The organism is Mesorhizobium sp. M8A.F.Ca.ET.181.01.1.1 (genome assembly GCF_004792025.1).
Taxonomy (GTDB): Bacteria; Pseudomonadota; Alphaproteobacteria; order Rhizobiales; family Rhizobiaceae; genus Mesorhizobium.
The window spans coordinates 1-299 of record NZ_SRTV01000254.1 but is presented as its reverse complement, the minus strand read 5'-3'; the positions used below and the strand labels follow the sequence as shown (position 1 = coordinate 299).

The following is a 299-nucleotide window of genomic DNA, read 5'->3' as shown; positions in this document are numbered from 1 at the left end:
CTGCGGATCAGTTGCAACAGGTTCATGACCAACCAGCTTGCCACGATGGAGGCCAAGTATCGCTTGGGACTGAACCCATCGGTTCGGCTGCATCGGCGATCATCCCGCCGCTGGGCAGGATGCTGCCCTACACTGTGCCGATGCGCCCCGATTCCATCCTCACCCTGTCCTGCCCCGACCGTACCGGCCTCGTCTATCGCGTGTCCGGCCTGCTGTTCGACCACGGCTGCAACATCCTCGACGCCCAGCAGTTCGGCGACGAGGAAAGCGGCCGCTTCTTCCTGCTCGTGCATTTCGAC

The 299-nt window shown here is 62.9% G+C and carries 1 protein-coding gene; it reads left to right on the top strand.

The window, feature by feature from the left end:
* Window positions 1–119: 119 nt before the first annotated feature.
* On the top strand, window positions 120–299 hold a 180-nt coding region (locus tag EN824_RS34495), incomplete at its 3' end, for an ACT domain-containing protein (protein ID WP_245521092.1).